The organism is Kutzneria sp. CA-103260, assembly GCF_018263855.1.
Classification (GTDB): domain Bacteria; phylum Actinomycetota; class Actinomycetes; order Mycobacteriales; family Pseudonocardiaceae; genus Kutzneria.
Map to the genome: position 1 here is coordinate 10,898,741 of NZ_CP073318.1, position 19,825 is coordinate 10,918,565.

Genomic DNA, 19,825 nt, shown 5'->3' on the forward strand with positions numbered 1-19,825 from the left:
CGCGTTCCGCACGCGCGAGACGACTCCGTGACAAAGCAATCCGGCCGCGTGGCACGATGGAACGGCCATGACGAACACTGCTCCGGTCTCGGCCCGCCGCGACCTCTCAGACGCTCCCCTGCTGGTCGCGGCCCGGGGCGGCATGCCGTCGCGGACCCCCGTCTGGTTCATGCGGCAGGCCGGTCGGTCCCTGCCGGAGTACCGGAAGGCGCGCGAGGGCATCGCGATGCTCGAGTCGTGCCTGACTCCCGACCTGGCCTGCGAGATCACCATGCAGCCGGTGCGCCGGCACGGCGTGGACGCGGCCATCCTGTTCAGCGACATCGTCGTCCCGCTGTACGCGGCCGGCGTCGGCGTGGAGATCGTCGGCGGCGTCGGCCCGGTGGTGGCCAACCCGGTGCGCGCCAAGGCCGACGTGGACGCGCTGCCCGAGCTGGCCGCCGAGCAGGTGGCCCCGGTGGCCGAGACGATCAGGCTGCTGACCGCCTCGCTCGGCTCGACGCCGCTGATCGGCTTCGCCGGGGCGCCGTTCACGCTCGCCTCGTACATGATCGAAGGCGGGCCCAGCAAGAACCACGAGCGCACCAAGGCCCTGATGCACAGCGCGCCGGACGTGTGGCACGCGCTGCTGGGCAAGCTGGCCGGCATCACCCAGGAGTTCCTGCGGGTGCAGGTCGAGGCCGGCGTGGACGCCGTGCAGCTGTTCGACTCGTGGGCGGGCGCGCTGTCCGAGCGCGACTACCGCGAATACGTGCTGCCGCACTCCACCCGGGTCTTCGACAGCCTGCGCGACGCCGGCGTGCCGCGGATCCACTTCGGCGTCGGCACCGGCGAGCTGCTGGTGGCCATGCGCGACGCCGGGGCCGACGTGGTCGGCGTGGACTGGCGGATCCCGCTGGACGAGGCCGTGCGACGGCTGACCGCCGCCCAGCCCGACGGTCCGGCCCCGGTCGTGCAGGGCAACCTGGACCCGGCGCTGCTGTTCGCGGACTGGCCGGTGCTGGAGAAGGAGGTGCGCCGGATCGCCGCCGAGGGCAAGGCGGCCGGCGGGCACATCTTCAACCTCGGCCACGGCGTGCTGCCGGAGACCGATCCCGAGGTCGTCACCCGAGTGACAGAACTGGTGCATTCGCTGTCATGACCGAGCCCCATGTCGCCGTCGTCGGGGGCGGTGTGTCCGGCCTCGCCGCCGCCTACCGGCTGCGCAAGCTGCTCGGGCCGCTGGCCACCATCACCGTCATCGAGCAGACGGACCGCGTCGGCGGCAAGCTCCGCACCGTGGAGCTGGGCGGCCGGTCCTACGACGTCGGCGCGGAGGCCTTCCTGGCCCGCCGCGGCGAGGCCACCGAGCTGATCAACGAGATCGGCCTCGGCGACGACCTGGTGCACCCCACCGAGGCGCGGGCGACCGTGCGGGCCGGCGGGCGGATCAACCCGCTGCCCGGGCACACCTTCCAGGGCGTGCCGGCCTCGGCCGACGCCGTGCGTGGCGTGCTGTCCGACGACGCGGTGGCGCGGGTGGCCCACGAGCCGGCCCTGCCGCCGATCCACCTGGACGGCGAGGACGTCTCGGTCGGCAAGCTGCTGCGCGAGCGGTTCGGCCCCGAGGTCACCAACCGCCTGGTGGATCCGCTGCTCGGCGGCGTCTACGCCGGGCACGCCGACGGCCTGAGCCTGCGCGCCACCATGGCCCCGCTGGCCGGCGCCCTGGACCGCGGCGCGGGCTCACTGATCTCCGCCGCGGCCTCGCTGGTGACCGCGCCGCCGCAGCAGGGGGCCAAGCGGCCGCCGGTGTTCGGCACCCTGCGGGACGGCCTCGGCTCGCTGACCGACCGGCTGGCCAAGCTCGCCGACGCCACCATCGAGTTCGGGCGGCCGGTCCGCCGGCTGCGCCGCCGCGAGGCCGGCTGGACCGTGGAGTTCGGCGAGCACGCGCTCGACGTCGACGGCGTGGTGCTGGCCGTGCCCGCACCGGCCGCCGCCAAGCTGCTGGCCGGCGTCGCCCCGGTGGCCTCGGTCGCGTTCGGCGGCGTCGAGCTGGCGTCGATGGCCGTCGTCTCGCTCGTGCTGCCGGCCGACGTGGCGCTGCCGCAGAACTCCGGCGTGCTCATCGCCGGCGACGACCAGTGGGCCGACGGCTCGAAGTTCACCGCCAAGGCCTTCACGTACTCCAGCCGCAAGTGGGCGCACCTGGACGGCCAGGACACCCTGGTCATCCGGGGCTCGGTCGGCAAGGCCGGCGAGGCCGCCGCGCTCCAGGCCGACGACGAGGACCTGGTCCGCGGCGTGCGGGCCGACCTGGCCGAGCTCACCGGTGTCACCGTCGCGCCGATCGACTCCGTGGTCACGCGCTGGGGCGGTGGGCTGCCGCAGTACGGGGTCGGGCACCTGGACCGGGTCAACGCGATCGAGACCGCCGTGGCCGACCTGCCGGGCCTGGCCGTGGCCGGCGCGACCCTGCACGGCGTGGGCGTGCCGGCGTGCATCGCCACCTCGCAGGCCGCCGCCGCCCGTGTCGCTGCCCACCTCCTGGGCAGGCACCGCGGCTCCGGTGGGACTATGGGTTCATGGCCCGCTTGAACTACAACGAGTTGAACGACACCATCCGCTACACCATGTGGTCGGTGTTCCGCGCCGAACCCGGACGGCTCGCCGAGGACCGCGGGCCGGCGGGCGCCGAGGCCCAGGAGTACCTGGACTCGCTGGAGAGCAAGGGCGTCGTGGTGCGGGGCGTGTACGACGTCTCCGGCCTGCGCGCCGACGCCGACTACATGATCTGGTGGCACGCCGAGGAGATCGAGCAGGTGCAGGCCGCCTACGCGAACTTCCGCCGCACCACCGCCGTCGGCCGGGCGTCGACGCCGGTGTGGAGCCAGGTCGCGCTGCACCGGCCGGCCGAGTTCAACAAGAGCCACATCCCGGCGTTCCTGGCCGGCGAGGAGCCCAAGAAGTACCTCAGCGTGTACCCCTTCGTGCGGTCCTACGAGTGGTACCTGCTGCCGGACGAGGACCGTCGCCGCATGCTGGCCGACCACGGCAAGCAGGCCCGCGACTACACCGACGTCCGGGCCAACACCGTCGCCTCGTTCGCGCTGGGCGACTACGAGTGGATCCTCGCCTTCGAGGCCGATGACCTGCACCGGATCGTCGATCTGATGCGCCACCTGCGCGACACCGAGGCCCGCCGGCACGTGCGCGTGGAGATCCCGTTCTACACCGGCACCCGGGTCCCGGCCGCCGAGCTCGTGGCCAGTCTTCCGTGACGGATGGGTGGCTGGACGCCGGCTCCGGTATCCAGCCACCTCGCCGGCCCCTCTTCTGTCCGACGCGCAAGATCACTAGCCTTGGTGCGAACGGCTTAGCGAGGTGTCGGTCATGACCAATCCCGGGGGGATCCCGGCGCATCCGACCGAGTGCGACCTGGTGATGCAGGGTGGAATCACCAGCGGAGTCGCCTATCCGGCGGCGGTGCTCGAGTTGTACAAGCAGTTCCGGTTCCGCTCCATCGGCGGGGCCTCGGCCGGCGCGATGGCGGCCGCGGTGACCGCCGCCGCCGAGTACGCCCGCGACAGCGGCGGCTTCGAGCGGCTGGAGTCGTTGCGCGAGCAGTTGCGGCAGCCCGGCCTGATCGTCGAGCAGTTCCGGCCGAGCAAGCAGGCCGAGCCGGTGTTCCGGATCCTGCTCGCGGCCCAGGCCAAGCGCACTGCCGGCGCGAAGGCCATCACCTACCTGTGGGGTCTGCTGCGGTGGCTGTTCCTGCCGTGGCTGCTGTCGATCGCCGTGGCGTTCGGGCTCGGCTGGCTGCTGGTGTCCAGCGCCGGCGGCACCCTGGGCGGCATCGGCGTCGAGGGCTGGATCGTGTTCGTGGTGGGCATGCTGATCACCGGCGCGCTGGGGCTGACCCTGGCGCTGGCGTGGTCGGTGGTGCGGCTGGTGCGCGGCCTGCCCGACAACTACTACGGCATGTGCGTCGGGCACCAGCAGCGCCCGCGCGACCCTGAGGCGCTGGCCGACTGGCTGCATCGGCAGATCCAGATCGTCGCCGGCAAGGACGTCGCCGACCCGCTGACCTTCGCCGACCTGAAGGCCAAGGGCATCAACCTGCAGCTGATGACCACCGACGTCACCGGCGGGCGGCCGGTGCGGCTGCCCAACGCCGCCTACTCCGACGTGCACTACCTGTTCAGCCTGGACGAGTGGCGGCGGCTGTTCCCGGCCGCGATCCTCGACCACCTGGGCCGGATCAGCCCGGTGGTCTATCCCGGGGCCGGCGAGCTGCGCACGCTGCCCAGCGACGACCTGCCGGTGTTGGTGGCCACCCGGATCAGCCTGACCTTCCCGGTGCTGCTGTCCGCCGTTCCACTGTGGACGGTCGACGGCTCGACGGTGGCCCGTCACTGGTTCGCCGACGGCGGCATCTCCAGCAACTTCCCGATCCAGTTCTTCGACTCGTGGCTGCCCACCCGGCCCACGTTCGGCCTGTACTTCGGGCCCAAGGTGCCGTCCTCAGCCGGCGACCAGCCGCCCGTGGACCCGACCCGCGAGGACGACCGGCCCGGGCTGCTGGGCTATCTCGGGGCGATCCTGTCGGCCGGGCTGAACTGGCACGACACCATGCAGGCTCGACTGCCCGGGTTCAGCGACCGGATTCAGCAGATCAAGCTGACCGACGGCGAGGGCGGCTTCAACCTGACCATGCCGCCCGACACCATCAAGCGCATCGACGACAAGGGCGCGGCCGCCGGGCAGGCCTTGCTGGCGTTCGACTTCCCCAAGCACTGGGTCGAGCGCTACACCATCGCCATGCGCATGCTCCAGCGCAACCTCGTGGCCCCCGACGACGGCCACATCAGCATGCGTGAGGCGTACCTGCCCGCGTACCGCGACTGGCTCGCCGCCGGCGCCCCCGGCGCCGAGGCCACCAACGGCCACGGCGCCGCCTGGTGCGCCGAGGCCGCCGAGGCCACCAGCAAGCTGCTCGACGGCGCCGAGGGCTGGCTGGTCAGCGGCGGGACCTTCGTCGACGGCTCCGACCCGAAGCCCTCGGTGGCCATGCGGATCACCCCCGACATCTGATGCTCGACCTCACGGGGGTGACCGTCACCGGGTCCGATCCCGTGCTGCCCGGCCGGTTCAAGGTGGGGGAGTTGGCGGCGACCTGCGTCGGCGCCACCACCTTGGCCGCCGCCGGGCTGCTGCGGGAACGGTCCGGTGTGGACAGTGCCGTCGCCGTGGACGTCCGGGCGGCGGCCGTCGCCTTTCGCAGCGAGCGGCACCTGCGGGTCAACGGCCTGGTTTCCGGCGACATGTCGCCGCTGTCCGGCGACTACGAGGCCGCCGACGGCTGGGTCCGTCTCCAGTGCAACTATCCGCACCTGCGACGGGCCGCCGTGGATGCCTTGGGGGCCTTGGATTCTCGCGAATCCGTGGCCGAACGGATCCGCTCGTTGGCCGCCGTCGATGTGGAAAGCCTTGTGCAGCAAGGCGGTGGGGCCGCCGGCGCGTTGCGGGCCCGGGAGCAGTGGCTCGCTCATCCCCAGGCTCGGTTGCTGGAGCGGCTGCCCGTCGTTCAGTTGGAACGCTTTGCCGACGCGCCAACGGTTGTGCTGCCGTCTGCCGCTCGCCCCCTGTCGGGCGTCCGGGTCCTCGACCTGACCCACGTCATCGCCGGTCCCGTGTGCGGTCGAACCCTGGCCGCACACGGGGCTGACGTCCTGCACGTCGCCGCCGCGCACCGCCCGGTGATGGCGGCGACGCTGCGGGACACTTCGTTCGGCAAACGCTCGTGCTGGCTGGACCTTCGGATTGCCGAGGACCGCCGGCGGCTGCGGGAGTTGGTCGCCGAGGCCGATGTGTTCGTGCAGTCCTACCGGCACGGTGCCTTGGCCCGTCACGGTTTCGGGCCGGAGGAACTGGCCGCCCTCCGTCCCGGGATCATCGCCGTGGACGTGTCGGCGTACGGGACGACCGGTCCGTGGGGTGGCCGGCGCGGCTTCGACAGCCTGGTGCAGATGGTGTCCGGCATCGCCGACGACAACGGCACCCCGCGATCGCTGCCGGCCCAAGCCCTCGACCACGGCTCGGGCTGGTTGGCGGCCTGGGGCGTGATCACGGCGTTGCGGCGGCGGGCGGTCGATGGCGGCTCGTGGCGGGTCTCGGTGTCGTTGGCTCGGACGGGGTTGTGGCTGGATTCGTTGGGCCGCACCGCGATTCCGGGCAGCGAGCCCGAGGTGTCGGACCTGCTGACCACCACCGGCGAGTTCACCCACGTCAAGGTGCCGGGCACGCTCAGCGCCGCGCCGCCATACTGGTCGCACGGCCCACGGACGCCTGGGGGCGATCCAGCCGCCTGGTGGTGACCGCGGCAACTCTTGTCAGGCGATTGTCAGCTTCCTGTCCAGGGAAGGTCAGCGCGGTTCGGTTCGGTGGACCGTGGCACCGGACGAGACTGACGAACCTGATGGGAGCGGCATGGCGGCCGAGGACGCCGAGGTTGTTCTGAGCGCTGCTCGTGATCGGCTGCGCGGCCTGGTGATCGACGTGACGCCGGCCTTCGGCTACACCGTGAGTTTCGCCCTCACGCACCGGATCGGCATCGCGCTGCCGATCGCGCTGGCCGTAGGCATCGGGGTCGCGGCCTATCGGCTGGCGCGCCGCGAATCCGTATGGCGGGCCCTGACGGTCATCGGCGTGGTCGGCGTCGCGGGGGCGCTGGCCGCCGGCACCGACCAGGCTGTCAACTTCTATCTGCCCGGCCTCACGGTGGAAAGCCTGATGGCCGTGGTGACGCCGGTGCTGTTGCTGCTCGGCTGGCCGCTGCTGGGCCTGGTGATGGCGATGGTCACCGGCGAGGGCACCGGGTGGCGCCGGTGCGCGGTGCGCCGCCGGGCGTTCACCCTGGGCACCCTGGCCGCATACGGGTTGAGCCTGGTGCTGCTGACGATCCGGCTCTCGCTGTTCCTGTCCGGCCAGACCGTCGCCCTGGGCACGGTGGACGTGCTCGGACCTTTCGTGCAGGCGCTCGGCATGCTGATCGGCTGGCGCGTCTATCGCCGCGCGGTCGGCCCGCACCGGTGCGAAACACCTTCGGGGCAAGGAGAAACCGCGGCTACCGACCGGTGAGCAGCTGGTCGCGGACGCGGTCCAGATGGGTGGCCATGACCTGGGCGGCGCGGTCGCCGTCGTGGTCGGTGAGGGCCTCGATGAGGGTGTCGTGGTCGTCCATGGAGGCCCGCTCGTGGGAGAAGGCGACCTCCTTGGCCGCGCGCAGCAGGATCACCCGCTGCTGGGCGAGACGGACCTGCTCGGCGACCAGGGGGCTGCGGGCGGCGTCGAGCAGCGCCTTGTGGAAGGCGAGATCGAGCCGGTACGGGAACTCGCCGGTGGTGAAGGCGGCCCGGGACGCGGCGCTGACCTCCCGCATCCGCGTCAGGTCGGCGTCGGTGCGACGCTCGGCGGCCAGCCGGGCGGCGGCGCACTCCAGGGCGGAGCGGAGCTCGAACAGGGCGTGCACGCCGGTGTCGTCGGTGACGGGGACGTGCGCGCCGCGGTTGGGCGTGAGAACCAGCAGACCCTCACTGGCCAGGTGCCGGATGGCTTCCCGCAGCGGGCCGCGGCTGATGCCGAGCCGCTGGGCCAGGCCGACCTCGTTGACCCGCTCCCCGGCGGCGATCTCGCCGGTCAGCACCAGCTCGCGCAGCAGCGTCACGGTTTGGCCGGCCAAGCTGGTGTGCACGGGCAGCTCGACGCTCATGTGATGAACATCCGCCTTTACAACGCCCACGAGCAAGTTGTTAACTGTCGACAGTTGTCAGTTGCTGTCGAGTTGAGGAGGCCGGTATGCACGAGCTCGTCGCGGAGGTGTGGCGGGGTGACTTCCTCGAATCGGTGCACCACGGCTCGGTCGTCGCGGTCAACAGCGACGGCAAGCAGGTGTTCGGCGTCGGGCAGCCCGACGACCTGACCTTCCCGCGCTCGTCCAACAAGCCGTTCCAGGCGCTGGCCATGGTGCGCGCCGGTCTCGACCTCGACGGTGAGCTGCTGGCCCTGGCCTGCGCCAGCCACTCCGGCGAGCCGTTCCACATCGACGGCGTGCGCCGCATCCTGGCCGGCGCCGGCCTCACCGAGCACGACCTGCAGTGCACCGCCGACCTGCCGCTGGGTGAGCAGGCCCAGCACGACGTGCTCGCCGCCGGCGGCGGCAAGGCCCCGATCTACATGAACTGCTCCGGCAAGCACGCGGCGATGCTCGCGACCTGCGTCGCCAACGGCTGGCCGACGGAGAACTACCTGGATGCCGACCACCCCCTCCAGTTGGCCGCCCGCGCCGCCCTGGAGGACTTGGCCGGCGAGCCCGTGGGCGCCACCGGCGTCGACGGCTGCGGGGCCCCGCTGTTCGCGATCTCGCTGAGCGGCCTGGCCCGCGCGTTCGGCCGGCTTGCCGCCGCCCCTGCTGGCACTCCCGAGCATCGCGTCGCCCGCGCGATGAGCCAGCACCCCGAGTGGGTCGGCGGCACCGGCCGTGACGTCACCGAGCTGATGCGCGGCCTGCCCGGCGCGGTCGCCAAGGACGGCGCCGAGGGCGTCTACGGCATCGGCCTGCCGGACGGCTCGGCGGTCGCCGTCAAGATCGCCGACGGGTCGAGCCGGGCCCGGCCGGTGGTGCTGGTCGCCGCGCTGCGCCGGCTGGGCGTGGACGTCGCCGCGGTCGCCGCGGTGGCCGATGTCCCCGTGCTCGGGCACGGCGTGCGTGTGGGTGAGCTACGTCCCGCTTTCGTAATGGTTTCGGCCTGACCGGATCCATAAACTCTTAGGCATGGAACCAGTCGTCGGAGCCACCCCCAAGGTCGTCAAGTCCGAGCAGGAATGGCGGGCCGAGCTGACCCCGCAGGAGTACGCCGTTCTGCGCGAGGCCGGCACCGAGCGGCCGTGGGTCGGCGAGTACACCGACACCAAGACCACCGGCGTCTACGAGTGCCGCGCCTGCGGGACCGAGCTGTTCCGCAGCGACACCAAGTTCGACTCGCACTGCGGCTGGCCGTCGTTCTTCTCGCCGCTGGCCGGCGACCGCGTTATCCTGCGCGAGGACCGGACCCTGGGCATGGTGCGCGTCGAGGTCATCTGCGCCACCTGCCACAGCCACCTCGGGCACGTGTTCGAGGGCGAGGGCTACGCCACCCCGACCGACCAGAGGTATTGCATCAACAGCATTTCTCTTCGCCTCGTCCCCCAGACGGACGAAGCCTGACCGACCGACCCTAAGCCTTCCTCAAGAGGCCTTGTCCGCGCTTTTACGCGCGCCCACCATGATGCGCACCCGATGCCGTGAAAAGGCGGAGGGGCGACGACGTCAACGCCGCCGACACCTGGGGAGGAGTCGGCGGGACCGGGGGTGTCGCCGGGCTCCGCGGCTGGCTGGGGGTCGGCCGCGGCGCCCGGTGACCTCGGTGCACTACGCATGTCCGGTGCGTCTCGACCATGGTCGGGGTACGGGGGTGGGGAATGGGCGAACAGCCTTGGGGACTGACCGGTGAGCAGTTCCTGGAATGGTATTTAATCGGTCTCGGCTGCGCGGTCGCGCTGGCCGTCGTGATCCGATTTCTGCCGAAATTGTCGGCCGGCGCACATCATTTCCTCCGGCCGACAGCGGTGGAGATCGGCTTTCTCGCCGCCGGCCCGCAGCGGGCGGTCGAGACCGCCGTCGCCGAACTGCTGGCGGCCGGCGCGCTGCGGATCGAGAGCAGCGGCCTGCTGCGCGCCACCGGGGCCGCCGCACGGCCCAGCGCGGTCGGCGCCCAGGTCCTGGCGCGGGTGACGACCAGCCACTCGCTCGTCGACATCACCGGCTACCTGCGGACCCGGCCCGCGCTGGCGAACGCCGGCCACGACCTGGCCGAGCTGGGCCTGATCGTGCGGCCGCACATCGCCGCGCGGTTCCGCTTCGGCTCGACCCTGCCGGTGCTGCTCGTGCTGCTGATCGGGGTCGTCCGGTGGGGCAACGGCTTCCTCCTTGGCCGGGCCATCGGCCTGCTGACCGTGTCGCTGGTGGGGACGGTCGTGCTCGTTATCGCCATGCTGAACTTCCGGCGCGGCCGGCACCTGCGCACCTTCGCCGGAGACCGGGCCCTGCGGGAGTTCCGGCGCGCGCCGGTGATCGACGCCGCCACCGCCGTCGCCCTCCGCGGCGTGCACAAGTACCCGGACCCCCGGATCGCCGTCGCGCTGCAACGGTCCTCGGCACCTCGCCGCCGGCCGAGCCGTACCGGCACCGGGACCGGGGCGGCTGCTGGCGGCTTCTTCTTCGGAGGAGGCGGCTGCGGCGGTGGAGGCGGGGGCGGCTGTGGTGGCGGTGGAGGCGGTGGCTGTGGCGGCGGTGGGGGAGGTGGCGGATGCGGCGGGTGACCTCGTCCCCGCGACTCGGGGTCGGCATCGGGTGGCGGCCGGAGATCGACCTGACCGTCGAGCGACTGTCCGATGTGGACTTCGTCGAGGTCGTCGCCGAGAACATCGCCCCCGGTGACCTGCCGGAGTCGTTGCGGCTGCTCAGGGAACGCGGCGTGCCGGTGCTACCGCACGCCGTGTCCCTGTCGCTCGGTGGGGCCGAGCCGCTGGACATGGCCCGGGTCGCGCACCTGGCCGCCGTCGGGCAGGCGTTGGACGCGCCGCTGGTCAGCGATCACGTCTGCTTCGTGCGGGCCGGCGGCCTCGATGCCGGGCACCTGATGCCGTTGCCGCGGACGTGGGAGGCCCTCGACGTGCTCGTGGCCAATGTTCTTGAGGCGCAACAGGAACTGCCGGTGCCGCTGGCGCTGGAGAACGTGGCGGCGCTGATCGACTGGCCCGGCGCGGAGCTGACCGAGGGCCAGTTCCTGGCCGAGCTGGTCGAGCGCACCGACTGCCGGCTGCTCGTGGACGTCGCCAATCTCCACGCCAACGCGCGGAACATCGGCACCGATCCCGCCGCGTTCCTGGCCACGCTTCCCTTGGAGCGCCTGGCTTACGTGCATGTCGCCGGCGGCGTCGAACGCGACGGCCTCTACCACGACACCCACGCCCACGCGATGCCCGACGCCGTGCTCGACCTGCTCGGAGACCTCTGCGCCCGCGTCGACCCGCCCGGTGTGCTGCTCGAACGGGACGACGACTACCCCTCCGACGAGGAGCTCGCCGCCGAGCTCGCGGCCGTCCGCGCCGTGCTGGCATGAGCAAGCTTGCGAGCGAATCATTCAGCGCAGTGAGCCGCGACCGGCTCGCCGCCCAGCAGGCCTCGTTGTTGCGGGCCCTGCTGGCCGGCGCGCCCGCGCCCGACGGCTTCGACGACAACCGGATCCGTGCGCAGGCGCATGCCTTGCTGTCCAAGCGCAGCCGCGTCACCTGGCATCTGCGGCCGGATCTCGCCGCCGAGCTCGGCGACCGGTTCGGTGTGCTGTTCGCCGAGTACGCCGCCGGCCATCCGAAGACCGTCGGCCTGCGGGCGCGGCAGGACGCCGAGCAGTTCGGGCTTTGGTTGGTGGCACAGGGACACCTCACGCCGTCGCGTCGCCCGTGGTGGCGATTGACCGGGCGCCGGGATCGAATAATGTGAGGGCATAGATCCGTGCGAGGGGGAGCGGTGGGGCAACGCTCTTCTGACGACGACGGTGATCGTGGCCGGCCCGAAGTGCGCAACGAGTTCGCCGGCACCGCGGACAACGTGATACAGGCCGGCACGATTGGCGCTGTGCACCTGCATGTGCACGGCCGTGCACGGGAGGACGACACCGATCCGCTGGCGCTAGCGGCCAAGGCGCTGGCGGAGGCGGTCCGTCACCAATGGACCGAGGAAGCGGGCTGGCGTTCGTTGCGGCGGCCGGAGCCGTTGCGCGTGCGATGGTCGGTGACGGATCGGGAAGTGTCCGCCGATCTCGCGACGGTGCTGGGTGAAGGCGACAACTCCGTGCTGCGGACACAGGGTGACTGGCGCGATCTGGTCGAGGTGTTCCGCGCGCTGCCGGCCCGTCAGCTGGTGATACTCGGCGAGCCGGGCGCCGGCAAGACGGTGCTGGCGTTGCTGTTCGTTTTGGCGTTGCTCGACAATCCCGTGGCGGGTGAGCCGGTGCCGGTGCTGTTGTCGGCGTCGTCCTGGAATCCCGATGAGCACGTCCACAGCTGGCTGGTTCGCCGACTGCTTGACGAATACCCGGCGCTGGGGGACGAGTCCACCTACGGGCCGGGGGCCGCGACCAGGCTGGTCACCGAGGGGTGGATCGTGCCGGTCATCGACGGCCTGGACGAGATACCGGTGGCGCTGCACGTCGCCGCGATCGACGCCGTCGACCGTGTGGTCAGCGGTGGTCATCCCCTGGTGTTGACCTGCCGGACCGACGAGTACGCCGCGGCGGTCGAACGAGGCGGCCTCGCCTTGAGTCGGGCGTTGGTGTTGGAGATCGAGCCGGTGGGTCTTGTTGAGGCCAGGCGGTTTCTGTGCTCCGCGGGGCCGTCGGCGCCACGCCGCTGGCGGCCGGTGCTGGCGGCGATCCGGGCCGAGCCCGACGTGCCGCTGGCGCGGGCGCTGGCCAGTCCCCTGATGGTCGCGTTGGCCCGCAAGGTGTACACGCCCACCGCCACCGATCCGCGTGAGCTGCTCGACACCGCCAGGTTCGCCAGCCAGGCCGCGGTGGAGCGACATCTGCTGGATTCCTTTGTCACGGCGGCGTATTCGCAGCAACCCGAGCGGCGGTATCGACTGGAACAGGCCCGCGAGTGGCTGAGATTCCTTGCGTGCCACCTGAACGGGCTCGACACGCGCGACCTGGCGTGGTGGGAACTGGCCAAGGCGGTGCGGCCGAGGACCCAGGGGCTGCTCGCCGGGCTCTCCTCCGGCCTGATCGCCGCTGCCGCGGGATTCGTCGCTGATGGGTGGATCGGCGCCGTAGCCTACGGCGTCGGGGCCGGCGTGGCTGTCGGCGTGGGGCACGTCCTCGGTCACACGCCTCGACCCTCGCACGCCGAACTGAGGTTCCGGGGTACCGCGAAACGTTTCGTCGCCCGGTTCATGGTGGGCTTTGCCGTCCACTTCGTGCTGGGGTGTGCCTTCGGGCTGGATTACGCGATCGCCTCCGTGACCGGGTTGGTGGGCGGGTGCACGCTCGCCTCCCACGCGTGGTGGAGCGTCCCGACCGATGCCACGAAGGTGTCGTCCCCGGCCATCACGCTGAGACATGAACGCCGGGCCGCCGTCACGTTCGGCGTCGTGCTGGGGGTGGACTTCGGGTTCCTCGCCGGCTTGGTCTACGCGTTCACACCCGATCTCGAACTGGACACCATCCAGGCGGTGCTGGCCGGCCTGGGCACGGCGACAGGGATCGGCATCCTGGCCAACCTGCAGTACGGGAGGATGGCCGGCGTCGTGTACGGAGTCGCCGCCGGCGTCGTGTCGGGGCTTACCGCCGCCTCCGCCTACGGCGGGCCCATAACGAACAAAGTGGCGCTTGGCCTCGCGTACGGTGTGGCATTCGCGTCGACGGTCGGCTACCTCGCCGTGCTCTCAAGGGCCTGGGGCGTTTTCCAGCTCCATCGGTCATGGCTGGCGTTGCGAAATCGTCTGCCGTGGCGCTTGACGGGTTTCCTCGTCGACGCGCACCGGCGCGGCGTGCTGCGACAGGCTGGTGGCGTGTATCAGTTTCGGCACGCTCGCCTGCAGGAACGCTTGGCCGAACCCGAGGATGCGGCCCCCACCGAACGACGGTGAGTAGCGTCAGCTGGCCGTGGTGGCACACCGGTCAGCGGCCTGCGGGCTCAGCCGAGGCCGCGCAACACTTCGTACAGCTTGCTCGTCACCAGTTGCGGGCCGGCCGGGGCGGCGATCACCCAGCGCCGACCGGACGCCGTCGTGGTCTGCGTGAGCCAGCGGCCCTCGGCCGTGTCCCGCACGGTGATCGGGGTTTCCGCTCGCCGGAGCCGCCCGTCGGCGCCGCGGGCCGACGTCCAGAACTGGCTGATGCCCAGCACCGGCTGCTTGAACAAGGCTTTCAACGCCCTCGTGTCGGGCGACTCGTGCTGGTTGCCGAATCCGCCGAATCCCTCTTCGCTGTCGGCTTGCGCCCCGGTGAAGTCCGTCTCGGACACGTTCACCGATCGGCCGTGGGCGGGCTGCACCGCCGGGAGTTGCGCGACCACCACCTCGGCCACGTCGTCGGGGCGCACCGGCGACACCTGGGCCGTGTCACCCGAGCGCACCATCAGCACTGCCTCCCCGCCGCTGCCCGCGGCCAGCACGCCCAGGGTCCTCTGTGGAGTGCTGATCCAGCCGAACACCTCGATCTCGGGCCGGGTCAGCGTGTGGAAGGTGGCGCGCACCTCCTTGGCCACCGTGCCGCCGGCGAGCAGGCCCCGGTCGGCCAGCTCGGCCAACACCCGCCGGTCGGCCTCGCGGCGGCCGTCCTCGTCCAGCCATTCCACTGTGGACACCAGCACCGCCGGCATGCGGTCGTGGCCTTCCCAGCGCCAGAACGCCCTCAGCGCGTCCATGGACAACTCGACGCGCTCTCGTAGCACGCCAACCCCCAGTTGGTTCCGATCTTGTGGTCGTCAGTCCAGGCCGATCACCGTTGGCGCGGTGCGGGGGAGTTCGCCGATGAGCTCGTCGGAGTAGTCGTCCTCCAGGTAGGCCGCCGACGTGTGCTCCTGGTCCTCCTCCTTCCGGCCGCCCCGACCGCCGCCGGCCATGCCGCCGGCGCCCGGCGCCCCAGGCGCTCCCGGCCTGCCCGCCGCCATCGCCGCGCCCGGACCGCTCCCGCCGGGACCGCCCGCGCCGGCGCGGGCCCCGGGGCCCGTCTGGCTCTCGGCCGCCGCCGCGCCACCAGCTCCCGTTCCGGCCATGCCGCCGGCTCGGAGGCCTCGTGCACCCCCGCCTCCCGTGCCACCACCGGCCGTTCCGCCGTCGAACCCGCCGCCTCCGGGCATGCCGAACGGCACGCCACCCGTTCCCGGGAAGCCGCCGCTGGCGCCTCCAGAGCCCCAGCCCTGGCCACCGCTACCGGGCGTCGGCCAGCCGCCGGCACCGGTGCCCGGCGCGGACGGTGCGCCCGGCCAGCCCTGGGTGTTCGTCGGTCCGCTCCCGTAGCCCGGAGTACCGCCCGGGCTCGGCAGTCCGCCCGTTCCCGGTCCCGGGTTGCCGACATCGGACGGCGTCCACGCCGATGGGCCCGGGCCGCCGCTGTAGTGCGAGGCCGGGTGCGTCGTGCTTCCTGTGCCACCGGGTCCGCTGATCTCGCCCGTGCCGCCCGGACCATGGCCGCCCGGCCCCGGCTGCTGCTGGGCCACCGCGACGTCCGAGGCCGATCCACTCGGGTCGCCGTACTCGTGCGGCATGTTGCTCTGGTTGTACGTGCTGGCGTTCGCGTAGCTGCCGTACGCCGCGACGTTGGCGTTGGCCTTGTCCGACCAGTCCTGCAGCTTGTTCAGGTAGCCGCCCCCGGTGAACACGCTCACCCCGCTCACGTCGCTCACCATGTCCCCGAACGACGCCGACGGCGGCTCGTTCGGCACGTCGTGCACACTCGTCTTGGCCACCCCGAACGAGTCCGTCTGCCGCCCCATCAGATCCTGATGAGTGCTCAACGCCTGCTGCCCGTCCCGAAACGCCTGCAACAACGGGGCAGCTCCGGCCCGCGCCGCCTCCGACGCATCCCCCGTCCACGCCGCACCCATCTTCATGACCAACGCCAAAGCCTGGTTCTCACGGTCCTGATGGCTCTGCGCCAGCGAAGTAGAGGCCGCCCGCGCATCTTGAAAACTGCTGGTACCCGGCCCCTGCGTCAGGGCGCTGTGGATGTCACCCGGCCCTAGTCCACCCATTACGCCCCTCCCTTGATGGTCGTGATCTCCATGTCGGCGGCCGTCTTGGCGATCGTGCACGGGTCATGCTGTTGCGAGGGATTTGTGACACTGACGGTAACGGTGAACTGCAACGCGTCACTCACGCCAACCCCTAGATTGCATACGGCATTCAACTTAGCCTTTCGATCATCGACCAGGGAGTACAGCACAACTGGATACCCTTGGATCGGGTCAATCGGCTCGAAGTATCCGCCGTTCTTCTTGAGCGATTCGGCCTGGACGTACAGTGAGCTTAGGCCGCCGGTGCTCTTGGAAATGAACCCGCTGCCGACGCTGATGGGTGTAGGAACCGCTGAAGTGTCGTGCCAATCGCAAGCTGGGCCGTTCACGGAATCATCCGGTTTGCCGGTAGCGACAATTCCGAGCGACGAGATCTGTGCTTGGGTCAACACGCTGCACGGTGCGGCCTGGGCTCGCGTTGTGTCGAGCGGGTTCGCCACGTGCGGTGCGCCAGAAGGCAACTTGCCGTCGGCTGGCGCGCTGCCGGACTGCGGCGTCGGCGTGCCACTGACAGTCGGCGTCGAGCACGCGGCTGTGACCACCGCGAGCGCCGCCGTCGTGGCGACGAGGCCGATCTTCAAGGTGTGGTGACGCACTGGCAATTCCTCACGCCTTCTTGAGGTGGTCGGCACCGTCTTGGTCGGCTTGCACGTGACCGTCTCGTACCGCCGTCAACTTGGTGATGTACTCGGTGACGAAGTCCTGCTGAGCCTTGTTGGCCTTGAGGTAAGCGATGCCGGACGCGTTCGCGGCGTTGACAAAAGCCTGTCCAACCTGGTCGAGCGGACTTCCAGCAGCGCTTAGACCCACCATGCCTTGGCCTCTACGGGCATCTGTTTGCAGTTGATCGAGCAGGTCGTTCCACTGCTTGATGGTGTCGTTGAGCTGGTCGGGGGCCATGGTGAACTTGCCGCCGGAGGGTGGCAGCCCGCCGAAGACGTGGTTGGCGAGGGCCTGGACCGCTTCGCTGCGGCCCACGCCCTTCACCGCGTGTGGCGGCGTCTGCGCCTGCCCGTTTGCCTGGTCGCCCATCTCTTCCCCTCGTGCCGCAGCACCCCAGCGGAGTGACGGTGGCGACGACTCGCCGGCCACCGGAACTCCGACGCCGGTCACCGAATATCGGTTCCCCAGAGGTGACGCAGCGCAGATCGATGGTAGCGGTCCGCGCACGGGGTGAGGTGCGAAATCACCCAGCCAGGCCGTAATCACCAGCAGGGAGCGCCGAGGGAGCGTGTGGATACGAGACGAACCTCACCGGGTCAGCGACAGCAGCCCGCCGTCGATGACGACGGTCCCGCCGGCGGTGCTGGTGCGGAAGGCGATGTCGTCCAGGTCCCGCCAAGCCTCGACCACCAGCATGTCACCGGGAATGACGGGGGCGGTGAAGCGACCGGACATGCCGGTCACCCGATGGGCGTCGCCGGCGGCGAAGGCGCCGATGAGCAGTCGGCAGGTGATGCCGTAGGTGCACAGCCCGTGCAGGATGGGCCGCTTCAAACCACCCTGGGCGGCGAAAACGGGGTCGCTGTGCAGGGGATTGCGGTCGCCGGAGAGGCGATAGACCAACGCCTGGTTCGCGGCGGTGGCGAATTCCGAACGGGAATCGGGGGAGCGGTCCGGTGTGGACACCCGGGAAGAAGGGCCCCGGGAACCGCCGAAACCGCCCTCGCCACGGAGGAAAGCCGATGACACGGCGGAAAAGGCGGGCTCGCCGGACGAGGCGTCGATGGCGTCGACCCGGCTGACGATGAGCGCACCGGAGCCCTTGTCGAAGATGTCGGTGACCTGACGGCGAACTTCGACGGAACCGGCCACGGGCAGCGGCCGGTGTAGCGTCAGGGACTGTTCGGCGTGCAGGATCAGTGACTTGTCGACGTCGCCGAAGACCTGCTCGGGCTCGGTGAAATGGGTCAGCGCCAACGCCATCGTGGGCAACGCCTGCTGGGCGACGCCGGTGGAGTTCTCGGTGGCGAAGGCCAGTTCCGAGGCGCCGACGCCGACGGCGTAACGCAGGGCGTCGTCGGAGGTCCACGACTTGCGCCACGGACCTTCGACGCGGCCCAGGATGCCGAAGTCGATCACCCGAGGTAGCCGCCGACCTTGGCGTGCCCCTTGAGCAGGTTGCGGGCGATGGTCCGGCGCTGGATCTCGTCGGTGCCCTCGTAGATGCGCAGCAGCCGCAGCTCCCGGTACCACCGCTCGACGGGCAGCTCACGGGTGTAGCCCATGCCGCCGTGGATCTGCAGCACCCGGTCGACGATCTCGTTGGCCTTGACGCCGCCGTACAGCTTGGCCATGGACTGGGCCTGCCGGGAGTCCACGCCCTGGTCGACCTGCCACGCGGCGTGCAGCACCAGCCAGCGCAGGGCCTCGATCTCCACGGCGGAGTCGGCCAGCATCCACTGGATGGCCTGCCGCTCGGCGATGGGCTGCCCGAAGGTGACCCGGGTCTTGGCCTGCTCGATGGCCATCTCGACCAGCCGCTCGGTGGCGCCGATGGCCCGCGCCGGCAGCAGGTAGCGGCCCTGCCCGATCCACTGCATGGCCAGCCGGAAGCCCTGCCCGACCTCGCCCAGGATGTTCTCCTCGGGCACCCGCACGTCTTCGAAGATCAGTGCGGCCGGGCCCCACTCGCCCATGGTGTCGATGTACTCGGACTTCCAGCCCATGTCCCGGTCGGCCAGGAAGCAGGTGACGCCGCCGTCGGCTCCTTTGTCCTTGTCCGTGACGGCGAAGACCATCACGAAGTCGGCCTCGTTGCCGCCGGTGATGAACGTCTTCTCGCCGTTGATCACCCACTCGGCGCCGTCCTTGCGGGCCGTGGTGCGGATGTTGCGGGCGTCCGAGCCGGCGCCGGGCTCGGTGATCGCGAAGCACGACTTGCGGTCGCCGGCGATGGTCGGCAGCAGGTAGCGCTCCCGCTGCTCGGCGTTGGCGTGGAAGAGGATGTTGTCGGCCTTGCCGCCCAACGAGAACGGCACGAAGGAGCGGCCCAGCTCGGCCTCGATCAGGGCGGCGGTGACGGCGTCCAGGCCCATGCCGCCGTACTCCTCGGGCGTCAGCACACCCCAGAATCCGGCTTCCTTGGCCTTGAGCTGCAGTGCGCGGAGCTCCTCGGCGTCCAGACCCGGCTGCCCGGCGCGTTCCCGCCGCAGCACCTCGGGCTCCAGCGGCATGACCTCCTTGCGCACGAAGGTGCGCACCCAGTCCCTGATCTCCCGCTGCTCGTCGCTGAGTGAGAAGTCCACGCCAGTCCCCTGTCTAAACCGAACACTGTTAGTTTTAATGTACGCCCAGGAGGTGCCGATGCCAAGACCGCACACCCCGATCCTCAGCCCGGCGCGCATCCGCGCGGCGGCGCTGGCGCTGGTCGACCGCGACGGCATGGACGCGCTGTCCATGCGCAAGCTGGCGGCCGGGCTCGGCGTGCAGGCCGCGTCCCTGTACAGCCACGTGGCCACCAAGGAGGACCTGCTCAACGACGTGGCCAACGAGATCATCAGCCGGGTCGACGTCGGCGGCTTCACCGACGGCTGGCGCGAGGGCCTGGTCCGCTGGGCCCGCTCCTACCGGGCGGTGCTGGCCGAGCACCCCAACATGGTTCCGTTCGTCGCCCGCGGCCCCGAGCGCCGTGACGCCTCCCTGCGCATGGCCGACGCCGTCCACGGCGGCCTGGTCGGCGCCGGCTGGCCGCCCCGGGAGGCGACGATGATCGGCGCGGCCGTGAAGTACGTCGTCATCGGCGCCGCCACGAGTTCCTTCGCCGCCGGCTTTTCCGACGACGCCCAGCTGTACGTGGAGCGGTACCCGCATCTGAACCAGGCGCACCTGTTGCGGCAGCACGCGGAGGCGGTGGACAACGACAGCTTCGAGTTGGCCCTGGAGGCGCTGCTGGCGACGCTGGACGCGAAGCACGGAGCGGTCGTGAAATCGCCTGAGCCGTGAG

At 71.0% G+C, this 19,825-nt stretch carries 20 protein-coding genes; 13 read left to right on the forward strand and 7 right to left on the reverse strand.

Translation table 11 applies throughout. The features are described from left to right. Positions 1–67: 67 nt before the first annotated feature. From hemE to JJ691_RS48995, 6 genes are all read left to right on the forward strand, one after another. Complete coding sequence (gene hemE, locus JJ691_RS48970) at positions 68–1,141, forward strand: uroporphyrinogen decarboxylase (RefSeq protein WP_211766191.1); 1,074 nt, start codon at positions 68–70, stop codon at positions 1,139–1,141. Then, positions 1,138–2,580, forward strand: coding sequence for a protoporphyrinogen oxidase (gene hemG, locus JJ691_RS48975; RefSeq protein ID WP_211766192.1), 1,443 nt, complete (start codon positions 1,138–1,140; stop codon positions 2,578–2,580). The genes hemE and hemG overlap by 4 nt, the downstream gene beginning before the upstream one ends. Then, entirely contained in the window at positions 2,568–3,263 is a 696-nt protein-coding gene (gene hemQ, locus JJ691_RS48980) for a hydrogen peroxide-dependent heme synthase (RefSeq protein WP_211766193.1), read from the forward strand. Before hemG ends, hemQ begins: the two co-directional genes overlap by 13 nt. 112 nt (positions 3,264–3,375) lie before the next feature. Continuing rightward, positions 3,376–5,076, forward strand: a complete 1,701-nt coding sequence (locus JJ691_RS48985) for a patatin-like phospholipase family protein (protein WP_211766194.1) — start codon at positions 3,376–3,378, stop codon at positions 5,074–5,076. Next, positions 5,076–6,359, forward strand: coding sequence for a CoA transferase (locus JJ691_RS48990; protein ID WP_211766195.1), 1,284 nt, complete (start codon positions 5,076–5,078; stop codon positions 6,357–6,359). Before JJ691_RS48985 ends, JJ691_RS48990 begins: the two co-directional genes overlap by 1 nt. Before the next feature lie 112 nt (positions 6,360–6,471). Further along, positions 6,472–7,122 (forward strand): DUF3159 domain-containing protein, encoded by a 651-nt coding sequence (locus JJ691_RS48995; RefSeq protein ID WP_211766196.1) that lies wholly within the window; start codon positions 6,472–6,474, stop codon positions 7,120–7,122. On the opposite strand, the gene JJ691_RS49000 is transcribed toward JJ691_RS48995, so the two are convergent. Then, positions 7,109–7,753, reverse strand: a complete 645-nt coding sequence (locus tag JJ691_RS49000; RefSeq protein WP_211766197.1) for a GntR family transcriptional regulator — start codon at positions 7,751–7,753, stop codon at positions 7,109–7,111. The genes JJ691_RS48995 and JJ691_RS49000 overlap by 14 nt on opposite strands. A gap of 86 nt (positions 7,754–7,839) precedes the next feature. Here JJ691_RS49000 and JJ691_RS49005 point away from each other — a divergent pair, with 86 nt between their 5' ends. The 6 genes from JJ691_RS49005 (at position 7,840) to JJ691_RS49030 (ending at position 13,729) form a co-directional block, all read left to right on the forward strand. Then, on the forward strand, positions 7,840–8,793 hold the full coding sequence (locus JJ691_RS49005; protein WP_211766198.1) for an asparaginase: 954 nt from the start codon (positions 7,840–7,842) through the stop codon (positions 8,791–8,793). Between the two features lie 22 nt (positions 8,794–8,815). Further along, positions 8,816–9,247, forward strand: a complete 432-nt coding sequence (msrB, locus tag JJ691_RS49010; protein WP_211766199.1) for a peptide-methionine (R)-S-oxide reductase MsrB — start codon at positions 8,816–8,818, stop codon at positions 9,245–9,247. 254 nt (positions 9,248–9,501) lie between these two features. Beyond that, the gene (locus tag JJ691_RS49015; RefSeq protein WP_211766200.1) at positions 9,502–10,401 is read left to right on the forward strand and encodes a TIGR04222 domain-containing membrane protein; all 900 of its coding nucleotides are present in this window, start codon (positions 9,502–9,504) and stop codon (positions 10,399–10,401) included. After that, positions 10,389–11,204, forward strand: coding sequence for a DUF692 domain-containing protein (locus JJ691_RS49020; RefSeq protein WP_211766201.1), 816 nt, complete (start codon positions 10,389–10,391; stop codon positions 11,202–11,204). The genes JJ691_RS49015 and JJ691_RS49020 overlap by 13 nt, the downstream gene beginning before the upstream one ends. After that, entirely contained in the window at positions 11,201–11,584 is a 384-nt protein-coding gene (locus JJ691_RS49025; protein ID WP_211766202.1) for a hypothetical protein, read from the forward strand. Before JJ691_RS49020 ends, JJ691_RS49025 begins: the two co-directional genes overlap by 4 nt. 27 nt (positions 11,585–11,611) lie before the next feature. Then, the gene (locus tag JJ691_RS49030) at positions 11,612–13,729 is read left to right on the forward strand and encodes a hypothetical protein (RefSeq protein ID WP_211766203.1); all 2,118 of its coding nucleotides are present in this window, start codon (positions 11,612–11,614) and stop codon (positions 13,727–13,729) included. Between the two features lie 47 nt (positions 13,730–13,776). On the opposite strand, the gene JJ691_RS49035 is transcribed toward JJ691_RS49030, so the two are convergent. The 6 genes from JJ691_RS49035 to JJ691_RS49060 form a co-directional block, all read right to left on the reverse strand. Further along, entirely contained in the window at positions 13,777–14,535 is a 759-nt protein-coding gene (locus JJ691_RS49035; protein WP_211766204.1) for an ESX secretion-associated protein EspG, read from the reverse strand. A 33-nt stretch (positions 14,536–14,568) separates the two neighbouring features. Next, a complete protein-coding gene (locus JJ691_RS49040) occupies positions 14,569–15,696 on the reverse strand; it encodes a hypothetical protein (RefSeq protein WP_211766205.1) in 1,128 nt (375 codons plus the stop codon). A gap of 140 nt (positions 15,697–15,836) precedes the next feature. Next, the gene (locus tag JJ691_RS49045; RefSeq protein WP_211766206.1) at positions 15,837–16,475 is read right to left on the reverse strand and encodes a DUF3558 domain-containing protein; all 639 of its coding nucleotides are present in this window, start codon (positions 16,473–16,475) and stop codon (positions 15,837–15,839) included. A gap of 10 nt (positions 16,476–16,485) precedes the next feature. Beyond that, a complete protein-coding gene (locus JJ691_RS49050; protein ID WP_211766207.1) occupies positions 16,486–16,911 on the reverse strand; it encodes a hypothetical protein in 426 nt (141 codons plus the stop codon). A gap of 219 nt (positions 16,912–17,130) precedes the next feature. Next, positions 17,131–17,961 carry a MaoC family dehydratase gene (locus tag JJ691_RS49055; RefSeq protein ID WP_211766208.1) on the reverse strand — a complete coding sequence of 277 codons (831 nt, stop codon included), beginning with the start codon at positions 17,959–17,961 and terminating at the stop codon, positions 17,131–17,133. Beyond that, on the reverse strand, positions 17,958–19,127 hold the full coding sequence (locus tag JJ691_RS49060; protein WP_211766209.1) for an acyl-CoA dehydrogenase family protein: 1,170 nt from the start codon (positions 19,125–19,127) through the stop codon (positions 17,958–17,960). Before JJ691_RS49060 ends, JJ691_RS49055 begins: the two co-directional genes overlap by 4 nt. A 58-nt stretch (positions 19,128–19,185) precedes the next feature. Here JJ691_RS49060 and JJ691_RS49065 point away from each other — a divergent pair, with 58 nt between their 5' ends. After that, complete coding sequence (locus JJ691_RS49065) at positions 19,186–19,824, forward strand: TetR/AcrR family transcriptional regulator (RefSeq protein ID WP_211766210.1); 639 nt, start codon at positions 19,186–19,188, stop codon at positions 19,822–19,824. Position 19,825: the final 1 nt, after the last annotated feature.